This is a genomic window from Moritella sp., from assembly GCF_013215705.1.
GTDB lineage: Bacteria > Pseudomonadota > Gammaproteobacteria > Enterobacterales > Moritellaceae > Moritella.
Map to the genome: position 1 here is coordinate 1 of NZ_JABSQR010000008.1, position 19,318 is coordinate 19,318.

At 39.9% G+C, this 19,318-nt stretch carries 18 protein-coding genes, 2 tRNA genes and 1 pseudogene; 12 read left to right on the forward strand and 9 right to left on the reverse strand.

Translation table 11 applies throughout. The features are described from left to right. On the reverse strand, window positions 1–373 hold a 373-nt coding region (locus tag HRT96_RS05840; protein WP_293153610.1), incomplete at its 3' end, for a site-specific integrase. 209 nt (window positions 374–582) lie between these two features. On the opposite strand from HRT96_RS05840, the gene HRT96_RS05845 reads away from it, so the two are divergent. After that, entirely contained in the window at window positions 583–1,041 is a 459-nt protein-coding gene (locus HRT96_RS05845; protein WP_293153613.1) for a hypothetical protein, read from the forward strand. Window positions 1,042–1,292: 251 nt separating this feature from the next. Here the strand turns inward: HRT96_RS05845 and HRT96_RS05850 are convergent, their stop codons facing one another. Beyond that, window positions 1,293–2,318 carry an IS91 family transposase gene (locus tag HRT96_RS05850; RefSeq protein ID WP_293153616.1) on the reverse strand — a complete coding sequence of 342 codons (1,026 nt, stop codon included), beginning with the start codon at window positions 2,316–2,318 and terminating at the stop codon, window positions 1,293–1,295. A 494-nt stretch (window positions 2,319–2,812) separates the two neighbouring features. Here HRT96_RS05850 and HRT96_RS05855 point away from each other — a divergent pair, with 494 nt between their 5' ends. Further along, window positions 2,813–2,959 carry a hypothetical protein gene (locus HRT96_RS05855; protein WP_293153619.1) on the forward strand — a complete coding sequence of 49 codons (147 nt, stop codon included), beginning with the start codon at window positions 2,813–2,815 and terminating at the stop codon, window positions 2,957–2,959. Between the two features lie 111 nt (window positions 2,960–3,070). Here HRT96_RS05855 and HRT96_RS05860 read toward each other — a convergent pair. Next, window positions 3,071–3,283, reverse strand: a pseudogene (locus HRT96_RS05860) (tyrosine-type recombinase/integrase); the annotation flags it as partial. 266 nt (window positions 3,284–3,549) lie between these two features. Between HRT96_RS05860 and HRT96_RS05865 the strand changes: the two are divergent. From HRT96_RS05865 to HRT96_RS05880, 4 genes are all read left to right on the forward strand, one after another. Then, the gene (locus HRT96_RS05865; RefSeq protein WP_293153622.1) at window positions 3,550–3,723 is read left to right on the forward strand and encodes a hypothetical protein; all 174 of its coding nucleotides are present in this window, start codon (window positions 3,550–3,552) and stop codon (window positions 3,721–3,723) included. Between the two features lie 532 nt (window positions 3,724–4,255). After that, window positions 4,256–5,101 carry an MBL fold metallo-hydrolase gene (locus tag HRT96_RS05870; RefSeq protein ID WP_293153625.1) on the forward strand — a complete coding sequence of 282 codons (846 nt, stop codon included), beginning with the start codon at window positions 4,256–4,258 and terminating at the stop codon, window positions 5,099–5,101. Window positions 5,102–5,328: 227 nt separating this feature from the next. After that, window positions 5,329–5,676 carry a DUF2956 domain-containing protein gene (locus HRT96_RS05875; RefSeq protein WP_293153628.1) on the forward strand — a complete coding sequence of 116 codons (348 nt, stop codon included), beginning with the start codon at window positions 5,329–5,331 and terminating at the stop codon, window positions 5,674–5,676. Between the two features lie 61 nt (window positions 5,677–5,737). Continuing rightward, a complete protein-coding gene (locus HRT96_RS05880; RefSeq protein WP_293153631.1) occupies window positions 5,738–6,727 on the forward strand; it encodes a 2-hydroxyacid dehydrogenase in 990 nt (329 codons plus the stop codon). Between the two features lie 172 nt (window positions 6,728–6,899). Here HRT96_RS05880 and HRT96_RS05885 read toward each other — a convergent pair whose 3' ends face one another. Beyond that, window positions 6,900–7,667: an ATP-binding protein gene (locus HRT96_RS05885; RefSeq protein ID WP_293154201.1), complete on the reverse strand. Its 768-nt coding sequence runs from the start codon at window positions 7,665–7,667 to the stop codon at window positions 6,900–6,902. 280 nt (window positions 7,668–7,947) lie between these two features. Between HRT96_RS05885 and HRT96_RS05890 the strand changes: the two genes are divergently transcribed. The 3 genes from HRT96_RS05890 to HRT96_RS05900 all read left to right on the forward strand — a co-directional run bounded on the left by HRT96_RS05890 (window position 7,948) and on the right by HRT96_RS05900 (window position 11,006). Continuing rightward, complete coding sequence (locus tag HRT96_RS05890; RefSeq protein WP_293153634.1) at window positions 7,948–8,133, forward strand: hypothetical protein; 186 nt, start codon at window positions 7,948–7,950, stop codon at window positions 8,131–8,133. A 270-nt stretch (window positions 8,134–8,403) separates the two neighbouring features. Further along, on the forward strand, window positions 8,404–9,279 hold the full coding sequence (htpX, locus tag HRT96_RS05895; RefSeq protein ID WP_293153637.1) for a protease HtpX: 876 nt from the start codon (window positions 8,404–8,406) through the stop codon (window positions 9,277–9,279). Window positions 9,280–9,542: 263 nt separating this feature from the next. Beyond that, window positions 9,543–11,006, forward strand: coding sequence for an SLC13 family permease (locus tag HRT96_RS05900; protein ID WP_293153640.1), 1,464 nt, complete (start codon window positions 9,543–9,545; stop codon window positions 11,004–11,006). Window positions 11,007–11,011: 5 nt separating this feature from the next. Here HRT96_RS05900 and HRT96_RS05905 read toward each other — a convergent pair whose 3' ends face one another. Continuing rightward, window positions 11,012–11,947 (reverse strand): hypothetical protein, encoded by a 936-nt coding sequence (locus tag HRT96_RS05905; protein WP_293153643.1) that lies wholly within the window; start codon window positions 11,945–11,947, stop codon window positions 11,012–11,014. A 131-nt stretch (window positions 11,948–12,078) separates the two neighbouring features. Next, window positions 12,079–13,458 (reverse strand): lyase family protein, encoded by a 1,380-nt coding sequence (locus HRT96_RS05910; RefSeq protein ID WP_293153645.1) that lies wholly within the window; start codon window positions 13,456–13,458, stop codon window positions 12,079–12,081. Between the two features lie 194 nt (window positions 13,459–13,652). Between HRT96_RS05910 and HRT96_RS05915 the strand changes: the two genes are divergently transcribed. Then, window positions 13,653–14,696: a hypothetical protein gene (locus tag HRT96_RS05915; protein WP_293153647.1), complete on the forward strand. Its 1,044-nt coding sequence runs from the start codon at window positions 13,653–13,655 to the stop codon at window positions 14,694–14,696. Window positions 14,697–15,018: 322 nt separating this feature from the next. Then, window positions 15,019–16,740, forward strand: coding sequence for a choline/carnitine O-acyltransferase (locus HRT96_RS05920; RefSeq protein WP_293153649.1), 1,722 nt, complete (start codon window positions 15,019–15,021; stop codon window positions 16,738–16,740). Between the two features lie 234 nt (window positions 16,741–16,974). Here HRT96_RS05920 and HRT96_RS05925 read toward each other — a convergent pair. The 3 genes from HRT96_RS05925 to hmpA all read right to left on the reverse strand — a co-directional run bounded on the left by HRT96_RS05925 (window position 16,975) and on the right by hmpA (window position 18,418). Next, window positions 16,975–17,050 (reverse strand) — tRNA-Val (locus HRT96_RS05925). Window positions 17,051–17,056: 6 nt separating this feature from the next. After that, window positions 17,057–17,132: transfer RNA gene (locus HRT96_RS05930), tRNA-Val, on the reverse strand. Window positions 17,133–17,227: 95 nt separating this feature from the next. Next, complete coding sequence (hmpA, locus tag HRT96_RS05935; RefSeq protein ID WP_293153652.1) at window positions 17,228–18,418, reverse strand: NO-inducible flavohemoprotein; 1,191 nt, start codon at window positions 18,416–18,418, stop codon at window positions 17,228–17,230. Between the two features lie 340 nt (window positions 18,419–18,758). On the opposite strand from hmpA, the gene HRT96_RS05940 reads away from it, so the two are divergent. After that, entirely contained in the window at window positions 18,759–19,280 is a 522-nt protein-coding gene (locus HRT96_RS05940; protein ID WP_293153655.1) for a GNAT family N-acetyltransferase, read from the forward strand. Window positions 19,281–19,318 lie beyond the last annotated feature (38 nt).

A 19,318-nucleotide genomic window follows, 5' to 3' on the forward strand; every position in this document is an offset into this window, starting at 1 on the left:
GTTGCTTCTTGGTGCCGTTAATGACTTTACTTATTTGCGTAGGAGTTAAAATATCAGGCAGGCGTTTAACTTGTGGTGGTTTGACAATGTTGAGCCATTCCCACTGCTTGTCGAGCGTATAGCGGTAGAAAAACTGTAAACCGTTACGGTCTAATTTAACGGTACTCCAAGAGTGGGTCTGGATCAGGCTATTGAAATAAACTTTTAAATCGGCAGTAGTTAATGTGTCTGGGGACTTATCAAAGTAAGCCGAAATGCGTCGAACTGCACGAGAATAGGCATCAATGGTCGCTGGTCGTTTACCTTGTAGCCTTAAATTGATAAGGTGTTGTTCATAAAGATAATTAAATCGTTGCTGTTGTGAATGATTCATACTAATAACTCTAATAAGGCACAACCATAATGGTGATGCTATTGGTTAGTATGACTGGTAGGGCAAAGACTCTGCCGCGCAGCGGCTTCGTTCAACAAGCGCTTTAAACGGAACAAAACAGTTGGCTCTGTTCCGCTTCGCTCCACCATTATAGCCAACTATTTTTGCCCGCTTAAGTGGGCGTTATGTTTTTCGAGGATGTTGTGTCGATGACAAAGGAAGAGTTAACTTTAATTGCTGCAATATTAGCTGCATTCACCTCTATATTATCTCTATTTTTGGGTTCAAAATTAACTTTTAATAGAGAGAAGCGTACATTACGCTGGAATAATGAAATTGAAAGGTTACAAAATCTTGAGGAACAAATTGGGATTGCCCAAGAAGTTGTTTCTGTATACACCAGTGTCGAAAAATTAAGAGCTGACTTTATACCTCTCCATGAGAATTTAGAATATGTTGCAGGAAGGTTCGCTCGATACCCTGAATTAGCAAAAGCCATTCGAGGTTTTGTTCATGCTTGTAACCTTACCGTTAGTGCAAAAATAGAACATGAAGATTATCGAGAGTATAAAGAAATGGTTTCAACTGAATATATAAAAGTTATTACAGAATGTGATCGTATATTAGAACCGAAATTATTAGATAGCTTTGTAAAAAGAAAAACATAACAAATAAGAATAGGTGTCGCGCAGCCGACACCTTATTCGGGTGTTGAACAAGCCCGAGCCTTTCTTTATATAGTAAATAACGTGTTTGATCTTGGTGGTCACTTCGTCTTGGGGCTAAATCTAAGACGAGCGAAATTGAGATAAATAACAGGTCTGTTATTTATCAATGAATTAACCTATTTTCACCATAACTATCGCATCTCCAATCTTAAGTGTTAACACCATTATCCTTATTATGTTACGCCTTTCGGCTAGGTCGTTCGCGTGATGCCAACGCATTTCATTTCATGCTGACAGAAAGGACAAATCTTGATTGCTTTCGCAGTTATCGTTGCGACGAGTTCAGGAATTTCCCAATTGAACAGATGCAGCAATATTGTTTGAATGCGCACTCGCAGCCGTGTGGCATTACCGTGTAAAAAGCCATAATCCCGCACTCGCTGTAATCCTTTGGGAAGCACATGTTGCAAGATGAGCCAGAGAAATTGCAGCGTCGGTAAGGTTCTGGTTTTCGTTGCTTGAGTTTGTCCGTCTTTATAGTTGAATGTCACCGTATTATTGCTTGTATCGATGATATCTTTATCAGGTAATACGCCCCGATATAAATAGCGTGACAGATATTGTAAGGCGGGAAGACCGTAACCGACTTTTCGGTAATCAACGACCCATTTAGTGGGTAATGTATCAGCGTTCGCCAGCGATAGGTCAGCGTGCTGATTGATTGCATCAATCATTCTAGCTCGCCAGACTTTAGCTAGTGCAAAGGCGTTAAACAGATAGTTACTCTTACCTTTATGCCATTGGTTTCGCGTTTTATTGTAGCTGCCATTGGCGACTATAATGTGTAAGTGGGGATGTAAATTACGTTTCCTGCTGTGAGTATGAAAAACGGAGGTGAAGCCTATTTCACCGCCGTTTCTACGTTTGTAAAAGTCCTTCAACACACTTGCTGCGACTGAGAACATGGATTGATAGAGCGCTTTAGGTTGCGAACGCGCAAGCGTTCGTAATTCATAGGGTAAAGTGAAGGTGACCATAAAGTAATGCACGGGCAGTAACTTTGATTGTTGGCGCTCAAGCCAATCAGAAGTCGTGCGTTGCTGGCATTGCGGACAATGTCGATGGCCGCAAGAAAGCGGCAGTCGGTCATCATGTTGGCAGTGACCACAATACCATTGTGAGCAACCTTGGTTGCTCGTTTTACAACTGAGCATGGCGTAGATTGCACGTCGGCTATCGTGAGATAGCTGATTACCAAATTGCCGTTCAAACTCCAATCAAGCGTTAATTTATCTGTGGCGTTATCAAAGTACGCACTAATCTGTCGAATTACACGAGAATAGGTATCAATAGTCGCTGGTTGTTTACCTTGCAAACGTAAATTGATAAGGTGTTGTTCATAAAGAACATTAAAGCGTTGTTGTTGTGAGTTGTTCATACTGAATTCTCCAATGTCATCCCCATTATGGTGATGTTATTGGTAAGTATGACAGGTCGGGCAATGACTCCGCAGCGCAGCGGCTTCGTTCAACAAGCATTTCAATCAGGTTCCGTAAGTTGTCCTGCTTTTTGCAAAGACCCGCAAAAAAGCTAGCCAACATTGCTTCGCTAATTAAATGGGCGTTATGTGCCTGAGGGACTGTGTACATTCTGTATTGATCTGTACACGATCACGATCGTGGGCACTTTCGATGCTATGAAGAGCGCAATCGGTTGCAAAATACCGTATTCTAAAGGCTATAATCTCGAAGTTATGTAGAGGATAATATCAATGGCTAAGCAAAATTACAGTTTTGAAAAGCGCCAGAAAGAAATAGCAAAAAAGAAAAAGAAGGAAGAGAAACGGTTGAAAAAAACAGGAGTAGATGATGATCAGCCGCAGGACGATCAACCTATATTGGAAAACGACGATAAATAGGTAGCAATCGGCACATAACATATAAGAATAGGTGTCGCGCAGCCGACACCTTATTCGAGTGTTGAGCAAGCCCAAGCCCTTCTTTATATAGTAAATAACGTGTCCGCCTTTCGCTTCACGGATATGAACCTGCATGGTTTGGCTATCAATATCATGAACGGTAAGGTTTAAGCCCTCGCTTAATCGCAGGCCTATGCTGTAAAGGGTGAGAAAGAACACTTGATAGCGCTGTTTCTTCGTCGCACTTATCATTTTACTTATTTGCGCTGGCGTCAAGATATCGGGTAAGCGTTTAACTTGCGGAGGTTTGACAATGTTGAGCAATTCCCATTGTTACTCTTTATGACAATATAGCGTATAGCAGTAGAAAAACTGCAAGCCATTACGGTCGATTTTAACGGTGCTCCAAGAGTGGGTCTGGATCAGGCTGTTGAGAATGATTCATACTGATACCTCCAATAAGGCACCACCATAATGGTGATGCTATTGGTTAGTATGAACGGTGGTGGAAAGACTCCGCCGCGCAGCGGATTCGTTCAACAAGCTAATTAACAGGACAAATTAGGGCGTTATATGCCTAGGAGATTTCAGTGGAAGAATTAGACTCTCGTTTACTTAATGCAATATCGACTGCTTTATTAGAGTGTGAAGAAAATTCAGATTTAGTAATAACGACTTCTATTATTGATGAAGTCAGCCAAGTCATACTTAAGAAAGTAAAGAAGAATATTCTGGTGGCGTCATTTCACCAGAAGAAACATTAGGTGTAACTTCATTAATTTTTCATGCAATAGAAGATAAAAGATTCTTTGATTGGGAAATGCCAACTTTATGTGGCTATACCGCTCAGGAATTTGATAGCATATCAACTAAATTACGTAGTTCTATCAGTATATGACAAGTCGTTTAAATGCAACTAAAACAGTGGGTTACGCTTCTGGTTTTCACGCATTTTAACTCACTATTTCATTCCGCTTAATGCGGCGTTAATCTCAATTTCATTGTACTTTATCTAATGCGAACAATCCCCTTTAAAGCCCAAGCTTTAAGCCGGAATTTCCCCTTTCTTTGTTAGAGTTTTAACTCACTCATATTTTGTTCATGACAATTATCCATAGATTTTCTTATGTGAGGCATTGGAGTGATTTTTCATATCACGAAAGCATTAAAGAGGGCTTTGTCTGAGTCGTGAAATGGCTGTTAAGTAGTTAGTAATATTAATAAACTAGTGTAAATAATGGTACCTGAAAATTCAGGTACAGTAGACTCAACTAAACAATGGTTTAGGACGTAGATATGATACTGACAGCGTTAATTGATAATACTCGATTAGATGATAGAACAGACCTTACGGTTGAAAGAGGCTTATCTTTTCATATAAAAACGATGGGGCAAGAAATTATGTTTGATGCCGGTAGCAGTAAAGCTTTTTGTGACAATGCCATTTTGTTAGGCATTAAGATGGAAGATGTTGATGCTGCAATTATTTCGCACCGTCATCATGATCACTGTAATGGCGTCACTCATTTCCTCGACCGAAATTCTAAGGCTCAGGTCTATTTCCGCGAATGTACAGAAACTGATTATAGTTTCAAAGCGTTTGGTTTCAAAAGTAATGTGGGTATTGATAAAGCATTATTAAACAAAGCCAGTGGGCGATTCAGTTTCATTAATAAAACTACTGAGATACGGCCAAATATTTTTATTATTACAAGTTTGAGCCATAAGTATGAACAGCCAAAAGGTAATAAATATCTCTTTACTGATTCAGGTGATGGCTGTAAACCAGACACATTTGACCATGAGCTACTCTTAGTCATCAAAGAAGATGATGGTCTTATAGTATTTACTGGTTGTGCTCATAGTGGGGTGCTCAATATGATTGAAACTGCTATTGAATTGTTCCCAAACACGAGAATTAAGGCTGTTGTCGGTGGATTTCATTTGGTCGGATTACCTTTATTTAATAGTATTGGCGGAACAAAGAAAGACATTGAGGCAATTGGTGAAACCATGCTCACTTATCCAATTGATAAGCTCTATACTGGCCATTGTACAGGTATGAAAGCTTATGAAATATTAAAAGGTGTGCTTGGTGATTCTCTTGAGTACTTCCCAACAGGACGTAGCGTAATCATTTGATTTAAAATAGGCCGCTCTAAGCCGTGTGCATGCTAAGGCGAACTGACCCCTTAATAAGTTAACTTGGTATAACTTGATTATTTGTTTTTCAACATATCCCATAGAGTACATGACGGCACTGTTTTCCAGAAATAGGTCATAGAAAACTTGGAATATAATTTTGCTAACTTGCAACATGGACCTGAGTTATTTATCATCAAGTTAACTGAATTAAGAGTGAACAATCCATGACACAGAAAGTATCAACAGAAGTGCAAACTGAATCGACACGCATTGCTAACGGCATTAAAAAACCAGGTCAAAGCAGAGAACAGACTAAATTGATCGCGGCAGGTATTGAGAAGGGAATTGCTGAATACAAAAAACAGCATAAAGCTAAAGCTCGACAACTTGATAAGCAGAAAAAACAAAAAATAAGATCTAATACTGCGGCAGCAGCAAAGGAAAATGAAGCAGAGATTGAAATTGAACAAACACAAGCAAGTTCAAGCCGATTACCATGGGCATTATTAGCGCTAAGCTGGGCTGGTTTTGCAGGCTATCTTGTACAAAATGGTGTGCTTAGCATAGGTTAAACATTTCTTACCTGCCACACAAACTAATAGTAACAATACAAATTAATATGAGGAACCATTTATGAAAGTCATCATGTTTAGCGCCCGTAGTTATGATATTCAATATTTTGAACCATTAATATCAGATCCCATCAGTATTAATTTTTTTGATGCTCAGCTAAATCAACAAACAGCCATATTAGCCAGAGGATATGATGCCGTTTGTGCATTTGTTAATGATGATTTAAGTGCCCCTGTTTTAATTCAACTTAATGAAATGGGCATAAAGTGTATAGCAATGCGCTGTGCAGGCTTTAATAACATTGATTTAGATTGTGCTAAAGCACTTGGGATCACCATCGTTCGTGTCCCTGCTTATTCACCAGAGGCTGTTGCCGAACATGCCATCGCGTTATTAATGACACTCAATCGTCGTATTCACAAAGCGTATCAACGTACCCGTGACGCTAACTTTTCTTTAGACGGTTTAGTGGGATTCAATTTACACGGTAAAACTGTCGGTATTATTGGCACGGGTAAAATTGGCGTTGCTACCATGGCTATTTTAAAAGGTTTTGGTTGTAACATTTTAGCTTATGATCCTTATCCTTCTGAGCATGCAATTGCATTAGGTGCTGAATATGTCAACCTAGATATTCTGTTTACTCACAGTGATGTGATCAGTTTACATTGTCCATTAACCTCTGAAAATAAATATTTATTGAATGAAAAGACGTTTGCGTTAATGAAAGATGGTGTGACGATTATTAATACCAGCCGTGGTGGTTTGCTAAATGCGAATGATGCAATTGAAGCTTTAAAATTGGGTCGAATTGGTGGACTAGGTTTAGATGTTTATGAAGAAGAAGAACATTTATTCTTCAATGATCATTCCAGTGAAATTATTACCGATGATACTTTCCGTCGACTATCTGCTTGTCACAATGTAATTTTTACTGGCCATCAAGCTTTTTTGACCAAAGAAGCATTAATCAGTATTGCCCAAACTACGCTCAATAATTTAAACGATATTGGAGCAGGGAATATTTGCGCTAATCAGGTGCTTACGTAGTCTAGAGTGAGAGCTTAACGAGCTGCTGTTAGACTCTATACTGGTATTCGAGGGGGTAATATCGTCAGTGATAAAATTGTGACCCCCTCACTACATCCGTTGCATTTAAATAGCTATGCCGCTATTAACGCTTTCAAATCTATTTTTATACATCGTGGGTGTTGTTCGCTTGCTAGCCGTATAAATCTTGCGTATCCCAAAGTAATTCAGCATAGCGTAGCATCGGAATGTTCATTTCTTCTTGCAGCCATTTACCTTTAGTCAGTAGCTCTGATTTTTTTATTGAAGGGATATCGTTCTTGAATGCGAGTACGATTGTGTTGTTACTGTCTACGGCGAAACTAAGCAATTGGTTGTCAAATTCCAGCGCGAGTAATGCATCGAACTCTTTTTGTAATTCAAGTGTTGTATGGCAGATATTGAGTACGAGGACACCTTGTTCGTTGAGCGCGTTTTTACAATCACGCAAGTAAGATGCTTGTACTTGTTTCGGTTCCATACCTTCCGAGTTGTATAGATCTGAAAAGATAATATCGCTTTTCATGTCGGTGTTTTTCATGTGATTTACAGCATCGTCGATATGAATAACGAGACGATCTGTATCGGGTAAGTAGAAGTATTCTTTTGCTGTTTTAGCTACTGCTTCACGGTATTCAACCGCGTGTACGTTCAACTCGGGGAAGCTATTGAGTAAGTTCTTTGCCATTGAGCCTGCGCCGAGTCCCATGATGGTCGCTGTTGTTACTGTGGGAATAAAAAATAACCCCGCCATCATAGCCTTGGTGTAACCTAGGGGTAATCCATTAATGTTATTTAGTTTCATGCAACTTTGATAGATTTTCCCATCAAAGCTAAGAATGCGGCTGTTCTTTGTTTCGTAAACATAAATGGGGCCGTGCTCATCGACAGTGTGTGAAATACAGGTACCATTAATATTCATCGTATTTTTAACTTCTAACATACAGCCTTGTGATCCTTAAAGTCTAAGCTTAGTTCCGTGATGAGTATATCGCATTTAGAGGGTATATCGTGAGGGAGTTAAGTATTTTTGATGAGAAATAACACGTGTTCATGTTGCAAGTTAGTGAAATAAAGTGATGCTTAATTGCTAAATAGATTATTCGTTGATCTGCATCAATAGCGACAATGGCAATGTGCGCTTATATTAAATGTGAACAGTATGTAAAGTGATTAACACACAAGCTTAAAAGGTGGTAAAAATGGAATTATTACGCAATCCTAAATGTTACACGGACGTGTGTATTGATGGTACTTGGTATCATTACGATCACTGTGGTTCGAAGGTCTACTCTTTAAGTGGTGGCGCGGCACCTGAACTCGATTTAGCGCGTGAACCGGCGACGGAAAATGAGCTGATTGACCTTATTCAAATCGCCATAAATTAATTTTAGTGAAATACGATTTTTGCCTTTGTGCAAGACCAGGGTCATTTGATTAGTACTTGATATAGTCGTTTCTTGTAGCCGATATCAATAATTTCCTTGTAGTATATACAGTGTCATCACTCAGCGACATTTGTATTTTTGACCTTTAGATGCCTAGGGCGTTTAAAAGGTCATTTTTTGTTCTTTACTCCTCTTTACAGTTTCATCTCTTTTTGTTTCGGATATTTTGTCATATTATGTCACTCTATTTTTATTGGAGAAAACACATATATGAAACGCGTTATGCTATTCCTTGCAACCAACCTGGCCGTAATGGTGGTTTTTAGTATTGTATTAAACATTATCTATGCAACTACAGGTATTCAATCAGGTAGCCTTTCTGGATTGTTGGTAATGGCGGTATTGTTTGGTTTCGGTGGTTCATTAATCTCATTAATGATGTCGAAGAAAATGGCGCTACGTTCAATTGGCGGCGAGATCATCACAGAGCCTCGTAACTCGAATGAACATTGGCTATTAGAAACGGTTGCTCGACAAGCAAAACAAGCGGGTATTGGCATGCCTGATGTTGCAATTTATGATGCTGCCGAGATGAATGCATTTGCAACCGGTGCTAAACGTGATGCTGCCTTAATTGCGGTATCTACGGGTCTATTAGCACAAATGACACGTGATGAAGCAGAAGCGGTTGTTGCTCACGAAATCAACCATGTTGCTAACGGTGATATGATCACGATGGCCTTGATGCAAGGTGTTGTGAATACGTTTGTTATTTTCTTATCACGTATAATTGCTAATGCAGTAAGTGGTTTCACATCGAGTGATGAAGAAGGCGAGGGTGAAGGCGGTAGCTTTATGACTTACTTCATTGTATCAATGGCGTTAGAAATGCTATTCGGTTTCTTAGCCAGTTTCTTAACTATGTGGTTCAGCCGTCAACGTGAGTTTAAAGCAGACTCTGGCGCAGCAAAGCTAGTTGGTAAAGAGAAGATGATTGCTGCACTAGAACGTCTAAAAACAAGTCAAGAAACACAACTTGAAGGTTCGATGTTGGCGTTTGGTATTACTGGTAAGAAGACCATGATGGAGTTATTAATGAGCCATCCACCACTGCAAAACCGTATTAACGCATTACGTAACCTTTAATATACGGATGTTTTAAATAATCATTTGCGATGATTAAGTTAGCCCCATTGGCACTCTTACTCACAATAAGATCAACCCTTTGGGGCTTTTTACCTTCTATAAGGCTATTTTAGAGATAAGGTTAGCGGCATAACTTAAATACGATATCTTTATGGTTAGTGAAATGTCGTTATAACTTTAAAATGTGATAGACAAACGAATAATAAATATCAAAAAAGTGTATTTTATATGTTATGAATTAGTGGCTTATGAGGTTAAAGCTAATGACGAATATGACTGTAGATAAAGTACCTGTGGTTGACGATAACGGTAGCCATTTGTTAATGATTAGATTGGTTAAACTATTAATTGCGTTTGGTATCCCATTATTTTTACTCTCTGTCCCCACCACACAATTACCCTTTGATGACCTCACTATAATCCAGCATAGATTGTTAGCCATTTTTATTCTCGCTGCTTTGTTATGGATCCTCGAGCCTGTTCCTGTATTTGCTACTTCAATTTTAATTATCACGCTTGAGTTGATGATGCTGTCTGATCAAGGCTTATACAGCTTTCGATTTTTACAGCATGATTCAACTGATATCGCCGCTAATATCGAAGGCTTGATGCATTATAACGATATTTTTGCGGCTTTTTCGTCACCGATTATTGTGTTGTTTCTTGGTGGTTTCTCGTTAGCCATTGCAGCGAATAAATATGCCCTTGATACCAATCTCGCCAACGTATTATTAAAACCTTTTGGCACGAAACCCGCTTCGATTATGCTGGGCTTAATGATGATCACTGCGATGTTCTCGATGTTTATGTCCAATACCGCAACGACTGTGATGATGCTTTCATTATTAGGTCCAATTCTAATGTCAGTACCGAAAGAAGAGAAGGGCGTTAAAGCGTTAGTGCTTTGCGTCCCCATTTCTGCCAATCTCGGTGGTATTGCAACTCCGATAGGCACGCCGCCCAATGCGATTGCATTACAGTATTTAAATGATCTTTATAGTGTAAGCTTTCTTGATTGGATGATGGTTGGGCTACCATTTGTGTTGGTATTATTAGCCTTTGCGTGGTGGCTATTACAAAAATTGTTCCCATTCAGTGGTGACCGTTTACATTTACAACTCGGTGGTGATTTCCAGCGGAGTTGGCAAGCGATAGTTGTGTATATCACTTTTTCGCTCACGATTGTGTTGTGGATGAGCACTGGTCTACACGGGATGAATACCTATGTTGTGGCCATTGTGCCTCTGGCGATTTTCACGCTAACAGGCATCATAGGCAAAGAAGAACTTAAGTTAATTAATTGGGATGTATTATGGCTGGTTGCTGGTGGTATTGCGATTGGAATTGCATTAGATAAAACGGGATTAGCGGCTGTCATGGCCAACTCGATTGATTATTCAGTGCTGCCGGCCTTGTTGGTGATCTTAGTCATGTCTTTCTTGTGTTGGTTAATGGCCAATTTTATTTCCAACACCGCTACGGCTAACTTATTAATGCCCATTGCAGCGGCAGTCGCGACTTCAATGGATGATTTGTCATTGTTGGTGATGTTGGTGGTGGTGGCGTGTTCTGCTTCACTCGGGATGATATTACCGGTTTCAACACCGCCTAATTCGTTGGCCTATGCGACGGGATTAGTTGCCAGCAAGGATATGGCAAGAGTTGGACTCATCATGGGCCTTGCTGGTTTGTCTCTGGTTTATGTGGTTATTCTGGTACTGGTTTAGCCGCTTCAATCTACAGTCGTTGCTGATGTTGTTAAAGCCGGCTGCGTAGTATTAACGATGTTACGTTTATTATCTAATTCGTATACCCAATCACATTGGTTGGGTAACGTGGCTAAACACTGCTCGGTAATGCGTTGGAAATAAGCGGTGAAATTACGCACCTCTGCACTGGTCATGAATGTTTCTTTTTGTTTGTAGTCAGTATTCTGTTGTAACGTTTTACGTTTATTTTCTTGTTCTAATCGCCATGCTTGTACACTGTCGAAACTAGGTGCTTTGAGCATTAACCAATGATCTATGCGTTGATAAAATTCTTGGTAGTTCTGTTTTAATTGTTGATTAACATAACTGCGCCAAATACCGTATTTGTCCTTTGTCGCTTCTAATTTGTTGATCGGATAAATAAGGTCTTTCATCAGTTGTGGTTGTACGCCTAGGCACCAACCTTCTAAGATGATCACATCAATAGAACGATCGACAATTGGCCATTCTGATTCAGGGTAAGGGTTGTCAGCAAATTTGTTAAATCGCGGCAGCAGTACAGGGGCGTCTGCCGTTGCGCCTGCACAGAGTTTATCTAATGTTGCCTTGGCAAGGGTCATATCATGCGTCCCAGGAACACCACGGGTACGTAATAGAGGGTGAATTTGATTGGCTAGTTCGTTACGTTGTTTGTTGCTGTAATAGAAGTCGTCCAGAGATAATACTGCAACATTTAAATCAAATTCGCTACTTAGGCGAGTGCCTAAATAATCGGCAAGGGTTGATTTCCCCGAGCCTTGACAGCCGTTGATACCGACGATAAAGGTCTTTTTTTCCTGTTTTTGGTGCGAGACGATACTTAGTAGTGCACTAGAAAAGTACTCTGATGCATGTGTTAAATAATCTGCATCCAACTGGTGACGCTGAATGAACTGGTCTAGCATTGGCATTGTCTTCATAGATCACCACTTTTCTTTGAATTTATGTTTTGAATTTAAAATTATCAACAATAATTACAACATTTAAACAGTTTTTAATAAACATTTAAACAACTAATTCATAGCATTCAACTACTATGCCAGTTTTGAGGTTACTTTATATTTCGTGTTAATTGTACAGGGTCTAATAATTTTGTTAGTTCTTGTCGTGTTAGCGCTGTATTTTCTTCTGCGACATCGATAATTGGTCGCTGTTCACGATAAGCCTGTTTTGCTATTTCAGCGGCTTTAAGATAACCAATGACGGGGTTTAGTGCAGTGACTAGAATCGGATTTTTATAAAGTGCTTGTGTTAGTTGTTGTTCATGTACTTCAAAACCAGCTATCGCTTTGTCAGCGAGTAACCGTGAACTTGATGTCAGTAAATTAATACTGCTAATGAGGTTAGTCGCGATCATTGGTAGCATCACATTCAGTTCAAAGTTACCTGATTGCCCACCAATGGTGATGGCGGCATCATTACCAATCACTTGTGCCGCTGCCATCGCAGTTGATTCTGGTATGATTGGGTTTACTTTCCCCGGCATAATTGATGAACCAGGTTGCAGCGCCGGTAAACTGATTTCACCTAATCCGGCCAGTGGGCCCGAGTTCATCCAGCGTAAATCATTGGCTATTTTAATTAACGAGACAGCGGTTGTTTTTAACTGACCGGATAACGCGACTGCTGTGTCTTGCGTTGCCATTAAGAAAGAAAAGTTATCCGCTTGGCTAAAACTGACGTTGGTTAATGCAGACAGTTTTTGATTAAAGTGCTTTGCAAAATCGGGATGGGCATTGATCCCCGTACCCACTGCGGTTCCGCCTTGTGCAAGTCGCTGTAACTTGGCTTGTAACATCTTAATATTATCTATGTTGTAACTGATTTGAGCTGCCCAACTGAATAATGATTGGCTCATTCTTACGGGCATGGCATCCATCAAATGGGTTCGACCAGTTTTAACGAGATGATTTAGGCTTAGCGCTTTGTCGACGATGGTTTGCTGTAAATGCTGCAGTGCCGGTAATAACTGTTTCTCGACTAAGATTGCGGCGCTGACATGAATTGCACTGGGTATGACATCATTGCTGCTTTGACCATAATTGACATGATCATTGGCATCAATTTTGGTTTGGCTATAGATACTAGCCAGATGGGCAATCACTTCGTTGGCATTCATGTTAGAACTGGTACCTGAACCAGTTTGATAAATATCTACTGGAAAGTGCTGCATGATATTTTCGTCGGCTAGCAACTGATTAACTGCAGTGCAGATAGCGTTGGTAATATCCTCGGGCAATAACCCCAATGCGAGGTTGGCTTCTGCAGCGGCTGATTTAATCAGTAATAGCGCTTTAATGAAATCTACGGGTAGCGTTTGACCGCTGACAGGAAAATTATCTATCGCACGTTGCGTTTGAGCGCCATAAAGCGCATTGCTGGGTACGTTGACTTCCCCCATGCTGTCGCGTTCAATTCGAGTGTTAACCATGATGTCACCTGCTACAGTCAGTTATAAAATCAAGATATATCATTAAATAGTATAGTGAATAGCAGGTAAGATGAAGTAGGTCGATTAACGCTGCGGAATAAGGTAAGCTGAAGTCTGTTAAATATTTGCAGTTGATTATGCTAAGTTAAACAGGCGGTTAATTTGCATAACCTCATATTGAGTAGGATAAAATAATGTCATCTTTGGAAATGGGTCGTTTACTACAAGATAAAACACTAAACGACGAACCCCATGCTGGTGCCGCTAAACAGCTAAACGACTTGGGTATTTCGGGTTTGATGACACTTGAAGCAATTGAATTCCAGACCCTTGAACTTGATGCCGTTTTAGCGAGCTGTCAGCAATTGCAAGATAACTACGCGCAGCGAAAAGCGGGTTTACCATCAGAATTACAAATTTGCTTACATGGCTCTGCAACCAGTACTGAACGACTTGCTGTGTTGGTGCAACTTATCCAGAGTGCGCCGCAAGCATTATGGTCGTTAAGGGATGATAGTTTTAATTGTTATGACATGGATTTTCGTTTAGTGGCATTACAACAGCATTTAGCCATTTTAAAACCATTAAACAAGAAGCTTGCGCCGTTTGTGAATACCAATGCGCTGGGGTCGATAAGTTCACTGCAATCGATCCAATGCTGTTTGGATAATGCAGGGATGTTTCGTTGGTTCTCCGCTAAATGGCGTAAAGCCAAGCAACAAGCATTAATCCTCTCAGCCAATGAACAGCTCAAGCTTGATGACATACAGTTGTTATTTCCAGCTATGATCAAATACGCTGATACTCAAGTGCGCTTTAATGAGTTGTTTGCTCAAGCACCGATCTTAGCTACTTCTCATCAAGGGTTACATACTGATGTCGCGCCACTGTTAGCTGTGCGTGAGTGGTATAAAGATGTTAAATTTGCACTGGCTGAGCACTTTGCTAGCGAAACAGGGATCTTACAAGGCTTGTCTGTTATTGAGAAACAAAGCGCGGATAAGTTGGTTTCTGACTATCACGTAAGTTTAGTGGCGATGATTAACTGCATTGATAAGAAAATCAATAAGTTGAAGTTGAGTTTTCCAGAATATCAAGTACTGCAACAAGGAGATTCTGATTACGTAACTGTGGTTACTGAGTTGAAAACGATTGTTGTGAATGCGTTAAGTGTGTTGAATAATAGTGGTATTGATAGTAATACTTGCCTCGCTGAATTTTTAAAAATTAGGACGTAAACACTTAAGCCCTGCACTTTATTTTACTTGTTAAAAGATTAAAACTTGCATAGACGTACGTAATGTGACGAATAAAGTAGGACTGGAATAGGTATCGGACTAGCGACTCTTTTTATCACTGTTATTCACATCCCATAATCCCTACATGTGTTGTACAATTCTTTAACGCGGGCATTAAATTGAAAATAAAGCAAAAAAAGAGTATCGTATACCCCTAAAGTGATATTGTCGGGTAGGGTTCATTGAGCTTAGGCTTATTTTGAACCAAGGAGTTGAAAGGTTGTTAGGGAACACATTTAGTTATCAAACCGGGTTACCAGTAATGCCGGTACCGGACTTAAATATTACATGCCATAAACTGATTGAATGGGCTGCGCCGTTATTAACGGAGCAAGAATCAATCAACACCAGAGAGGTGATTGCACAATTTTTGCAGCTGGGCGGGGAAGGTGAAAAACTACAGAATGAATTAACTGAATGGAATAAACGCAATCCACAATCTAACTGGGCAGCACCCATCTGGCGTAATATTTATCTTGATTCACGAGATGCCTTGGTCATTAACAGCAACGTATTTTATTATCTGAAAAGTAAGCTGGATGAAAAGACTTATTCACAGGCCAACATAGCTGCGGCACTGATAGTCAGCGTTTATAATTTTATTGCTTTACTTAATAAAAAAGAACTCCCGGTTGATATGCAAAAAGACACGCCGCTTTGCATGAATCAGTACCACAATCTTTTCTCCTCAACTCGAATCCCGCAGCAGGGTAAAGATCAACTCAAAGTTTCATCGTCCAGAATGCATATTGTAATAATGCATAATATGCGCATATACAAGCTCGACATTCTTGATTCAACAGATAATATTAGGTCACCATCGGCGATTAAATTTGATATTGACTGCATTCTTGCTATCTCAGGTGAAGGTCAAAATTTAGGCTTGCTAACTACAATGCAGCGGGATACTTGGACAGAAAGTAGGGCGGCCCTTCTGCAGATATCGGCTAATAATAAAAGTGCAATGGCGATAATTGAAGACGCGACTTTTGTTTTGTGTCTAGATGAGAATAAACCGGAACAGCTAAACCAAATATCAAAAAAATTATTGCATGGGGATGGAAGAGATCGATTTTTCGATAAATCACTGCAGTTTATCGTCTTTAAAAATGGAAAAACAGGCATTAATTTTGAGCATTCTGGTTTAGATGGTTCTGTTATGCTACGCCTAGTTGGGCATATCTATGACACGATAGATAAGGTTTGCATTGATGAAAGAGGGGCGGCTGCTAAGACCATCATTGAAGAAGTAACATTTGATTTAGACGCTGTGCTAATACAAACAATTCGAGCCGCAGCAGAGACCTTTATTAAACACACCGCTAATACACAAACCAGAGTCTTGGATTTTACTCAGTTTGGCAAAAATCAGATCAAGCAATTTGGTGTCAGCCCAGATGCGTTTGTTCAACTGGCATTGCAACTGGCTGAGTATAAGCTATATGGAAAGTGTTACAGTGCTTATGAAGCCGTGATGACCAGAACATTTATCGACGGGCGCATTGATGTTTTGTATACCGTATCGCCCGAGTCAATGGCCTTTATATACAATATGTACGACGATAAATGCAGTACTCAAACTAAACAAGATTCACTTATTCAGGCAGCTCGAAAACATATTGAAAGGGCTAATGAGTGTCGGTTTGGTCAAGGGATTTACTCTCATTTTCTCGCGCTAAAATACCACTATAAAATGGCGGGTCATAAACTCGGTATTGATTCGCTTCCCGATGTATTTACTGATAAGGGATACCAGATCCTGAATCACAGTGTCGTTTGTAGCAGTACTACATCAGACTATGGTATAGACCTTGCTGGTTACGGGCCTATTGTTGATGACGGTTATGGTATTCGGTATTTTCAACGCGATGATTCTATCTGTTTTAATATGACTAGTCGTACCGAAATGCAGGATAATCTCGATAAAATGTATATATACATTGAGCAATCATTGTATGAAATGGCTGATTTGATGCAACGTTGATATACATTATGGATATTTCAGTTATTACTCTGATATCGTTCAGCTCTATTTAATAAATACTGGCATTGTTCGCGATAAAGCCTAGATGAGCGTTAGCCACAATGAGGGCGTTATTAAATATTGTTTTAAGAGAGTCGAGCTGAAATCAGCGGGGGTAGTCAGAGTAGTGAAGTGATTGATTTCAAATTATCTAGATATAAAAAAGCCTCGCTCATTGAGCAAGGCTTCATTATTTGGTGCGTCCTACAAGATTCGAACTTGTGACATCTAGCATGTCGAGCTAGCGCTCTACCAACTGAGCTAAGGACGCGGAATATGGTGCTCGCTACAAGATTTGAACTTGTGACATCTAGCATGTCGAGCTAGCGCTCTACCAACTGAGCTAAGCGAGCATAATTTGGTATGTCGTTAAGACGAGACAAATATTAGCCCGCATCCAAATTATCGGCAAGTCTTTTTTAAATAATATCAGTCCTTTGCTTTAAAACTAAGCAGTTGGGTCGATATTTAGATCTTCTGCCGGACCAAAGAATTCAAAATGCACATTTTCAGCTGGGATCCCTAGTTTGGGTGCGAAGCTATTCATTGCTTGCATGAAAGGTTTTGGACCTAAGAAATAGAATTCGACATCACGATCATCACCGATTTTTTCTTCAAGCATGGCTAAGTTGATGAAACCGGTTGCATCTGGTTTGCATTCTGCTGTTGCATCACTGTAAACGAAGAAGGGTTTGATGTTGTCGTTTTCAGCAGCAAGGTTGGTTACATGGTCACGGAATGCATGTACCTTGGTATTCATCGCTGCATGAATAAAGTGAATTGGGCGGTCTGTGCCTTTCAAGCTGTTTAGCATGCTGATTGCAGGTGTAATACCAACGCCGCCAGTGACGAGTACAACGGGTTTGTTGTTGTCTTTTAACACGAAGTCACCTGCTGGTGCTAATACGCGCAGTGTGTCACCCGCTTGAACACGGCTGTGTAGGTAGTTCGATACGGTGCCACCTTCTTCACGTTTAACACTTATACGTAGGTATTCTGAATTTGGAGCATCAGATAAGCTGTATTGACGGCGCGTTTCTTCACCATCAATGGTTAATACTAAACCAATAAATTGACCTGGTGTGAATGATGTCACAGGTTTGCCATCAGTCGGAGTCAGGTAGAAAGATGTGATGTTGTCGCTTTCAGCTACTTTTGTTGTGACAGCGAATTCACGCTCACCACGCCAGCCGCCTTCTTTTTCTGCATTGGCTGTATAAGCCGCTTCTTCTGCTGCGATTAGTAGATCAGCTAGCTGCCAATATGCTAGTCCCCAAGCTTCGATCACAGCATCTGTTGCTGCGTCACCCAGTACGGCTTTGATTGATTTTAATAAGCATTCGCCAACAATCGCGTATTGTTCTGGTTGGATATTAAGTGACACGTGTTTGTTAACAATGCGGTTTACGGCTGCTTCTAATACCGCTAGGTTTTCTATGTTACCTGCATATGCAACAAGGGCATTTGCCAGTGCTTTAGGCTGTGCGTTACCCGCCTGGTTGCTTTGGTTGAAGAAGCGTTTTACTTCTGGATATTCTCTAAACATCAAAGGATAAAAATGCGCTGTAATATCATTGGCATGAATAGAAACAGCAGGGACAGTCGCTTTGATAATATCAATAGTGTGTTGCGTTAACATAATAGCTACCTTGTAATAGGTTGGTAAGATAAATTGATTTAGATCAATGTTTGTATTTATTCTATAGCAGTAGTCATGCCAAGTTTGTAAGCTGTTGTTTTTAAATTAATATATATTTAAATGTTTTAGTTGTTGTGTTTATGACAACTAGTGTAAGTTGTCATAAACACAACAAGTTATCTAAATGACAACTTACATTGTGTGTATTTAATGCCAACAAAAGTTAAATATTCACAATCCTTGTACCTTGCGGTTTTAAATTGGTAAAGTGTTGTTCATAAAGGATTTAGAACATTTCAGTCCCGACTGTTGAGTTGATATATTTACGAGGACGCGCTATATGAAATTGAGTATTACAGAAAACATCGAGTTACTCCCTCTAGAGGTGACGGATTCCTCTGATATATTAGATCTAGTTGAATACAGCCGAGCCCAATTAGGAAAATATCTCTATTGGGTTGATGGTGTTCGAGATGAGATATCCGCGCATAAATACATAGTAGAACGTATCAATAGTGGGTTGTCAGGTTCGCGATGGTTCAAAATACAATTCCACGAGCAAGTTTGTGGTGTCTTTGGTATCAAGTCAATTTCAGTTGGGAGTGGTATTGCTGAGGTTGGTTATTGGCTCTCGCATGTTGCACATGGTAATGGCATTATCGTTAAAATCATTGCCCAGATATCCTCTTTTTTGTTAGCGAACACAGATGTAAAAATAATTGAATTTAGGTGCCTTGAAAATAATACCGCGAGTATTCGTGTGGCAAAAAAGTCTGGGGCTGAGTTAGTGGGTTCAATACCTAACTATATGAATGCCGATAATAAAAATCAGGATCTTCACATATACCATCTGAAAATGTAAACATATAAGAACAGGTGTTGGATAGTCGACGCGTTGCT

Excerpts from the sequence above, each read along its gene's own strand:
- HRT96_RS05845 (WP_293153613.1), top strand. The coding sequence starts at position 583 with ATGACAAAGGAAGAGTTAACTTTAATTGCTGCAATATTAGCTGCATTC.
- HRT96_RS05855 (WP_293153619.1), top strand. The coding sequence starts at position 2,813 with ATGGCTAAGCAAAATTACAGTTTTGAAAAGCGCCAGAAAGAAATAGCA.
- HRT96_RS05870 (WP_293153625.1), top strand. The coding sequence starts at position 4,256 with ATGATACTGACAGCGTTAATTGATAATACTCGATTAGATGATAGAACA.
- HRT96_RS05875 (WP_293153628.1), top strand. The coding sequence starts at position 5,329 with ATGACACAGAAAGTATCAACAGAAGTGCAAACTGAATCGACACGCATT.
- HRT96_RS05880 (WP_293153631.1), top strand. The coding sequence starts at position 5,738 with ATGAAAGTCATCATGTTTAGCGCCCGTAGTTATGATATTCAATATTTT.
- HRT96_RS05885 (WP_293154201.1), bottom strand. The coding sequence starts at position 7,667 with ATGAATATTAATGGTACCTGTATTTCACACACTGTCGATGAGCACGGC.
- HRT96_RS05890 (WP_293153634.1), top strand. The coding sequence starts at position 7,948 with ATGGAATTATTACGCAATCCTAAATGTTACACGGACGTGTGTATTGAT.
- htpX (WP_293153637.1), top strand. The coding sequence starts at position 8,404 with ATGAAACGCGTTATGCTATTCCTTGCAACCAACCTGGCCGTAATGGTG.
- HRT96_RS05900 (WP_293153640.1), top strand. The coding sequence starts at position 9,543 with ATGACGAATATGACTGTAGATAAAGTACCTGTGGTTGACGATAACGGT.
- HRT96_RS05905 (WP_293153643.1), bottom strand. The coding sequence starts at position 11,947 with ATGAAGACAATGCCAATGCTAGACCAGTTCATTCAGCGTCACCAGTTG.
- HRT96_RS05910 (WP_293153645.1), bottom strand. The coding sequence starts at position 13,458 with ATGGTTAACACTCGAATTGAACGCGACAGCATGGGGGAAGTCAACGTA.
- HRT96_RS05915 (WP_293153647.1), top strand. The coding sequence starts at position 13,653 with ATGTCATCTTTGGAAATGGGTCGTTTACTACAAGATAAAACACTAAAC.
- HRT96_RS05920 (WP_293153649.1), top strand. The coding sequence starts at position 15,019 with ATGCCGGTACCGGACTTAAATATTACATGCCATAAACTGATTGAATGG.
- hmpA (WP_293153652.1), bottom strand. The coding sequence starts at position 18,418 with ATGTTAACGCAACACACTATTGATATTATCAAAGCGACTGTCCCTGCT.
- HRT96_RS05940 (WP_293153655.1), top strand. The coding sequence starts at position 18,759 with ATGAAATTGAGTATTACAGAAAACATCGAGTTACTCCCTCTAGAGGTG.